Source organism: Streptomyces recifensis (assembly GCF_002154615.1).
In the GTDB taxonomy this organism is placed as follows: Bacteria; Actinomycetota; Actinomycetes; order Streptomycetales; family Streptomycetaceae; genus Streptomyces; species Streptomyces griseoluteus.
The window spans coordinates 1-1,152 of record NZ_MUNH01000881.1 but is presented as its reverse complement, the minus strand read 5'-3'; the positions used below and the strand labels follow the sequence as shown (position 1 = coordinate 1,152).

Sequence of the window (1,152 nt, the reverse complement as noted above, 5' to 3'; positions counted from 1 at the left end):
CGTAGCCCGTCAGGCAGCGCCGGGCGCACCCTCACCGTCGTCGGCACCCCGCGCTGCCTGACGGGCTACGGCGACGGCTGCACCGCGGACGTGGACCGGTAGACACCGCACCGGGCGAGGGTGCGACGATTGCACCCTCGCCCAGATCATCGGTCGGAGTGCTCATGCCTGTCGTCACCGCGCTGACGTACTACCCCGTCAAGGGCTGCGCCGGCGTCCCCGTCGACCAGGCGCCGCTGACGCCCGCCGGGCTCGCGCACGACCGCAGCTTCATGGTCGTCAGCGAGGAGGGCCTGTTCCGTACCCAGCGGAGCGATCCCCGGCTCACCCTGATCCGGCCGGACATCACGCTCGACGGGACGCGACTCACCCTCCGGTCGGACGACTTCGAGTCGCTGGTCGTCACCGTCGACGCGTCCGGTCCCGCCCGGCCCGTCGAGATGTTCGGCGACGCCCACCGGGGGATCGACCAGGGCGACACCGTGGCCGACTGGCTGTCCTCGGTGCTCGGTGCGCCCAGCCGGCTGGTCCGCGTACCGCCCGACCACGACCGGGTCACGGACGGCAGGACACCGGGCACCTCCGGGTACGCCGACAGCTCCGCCGTGCACCTCCTCTCCCGCGCCACGCTCGACCTGCTGAACGAGAAGCTCGGGGAACGCGGCGCCGGCCCGCTGTCGATGAACCGCTTCCGCCCCAACATCGTCGTCGACGGCTGGCCCGAGCCGCACACCGAGGACCGCGCCCACCACCTCACCCTCGGCGCGGCCGAACTCGGCTACACCAAGCTCGCCGTCCGCTGCGCCGTCACCATGGTCGACCAGGAGACCGCCGCCCGCTCGGGCCCCGAGCCGCTGCGCACCCTCGCGGGTTACCGCCGCGCGGCCCGGGGCGGGGTCGTCTTCGGAACCAAGTACGCGGTGCTGCGCCCCGGCAAGGTGTCCGTGGGGGACGAGGTGGTCGTCGGGGAGTGGGGGGAGTCGGAGAGGTAAGCCGCCGTACGGCCCGTACGCCCTCGACCACGCGTACGCCCCCTGCCGGACGGCGCCGGTGGGCGGGCCGGGGCCGGGAAGCGAGCGCCTGTACGGGGCGCTGTGTGGGCCGGACGTGGGAATACTCATCTCATGTCACCCGTCTACGCCACCTTCGGAC

At 73.3% G+C, this 1,152-nt stretch carries 1 protein-coding gene; it reads left to right on the top strand.

Translation table 11 applies throughout. The features are described from left to right. Positions 1–164 precede the first annotated feature (164 nt). On the top strand, positions 165–992 hold the full coding sequence (locus CCN33_RS30560) for an MOSC domain-containing protein (protein ID WP_086696513.1): 828 nt from the start codon (positions 165–167) through the stop codon (positions 990–992). The last annotated feature ends 160 nt before the right edge of the window (positions 993–1,152 follow it).

What these genes read in the sequence shown, in the direction of transcription:
- CCN33_RS30560 (WP_086696513.1), top strand. Translation starts at nt 165, where the DNA reads ATGCCTGTCGTCACCGCGCTGACGTACTACCCCGTCAAGGGCTGCGCC.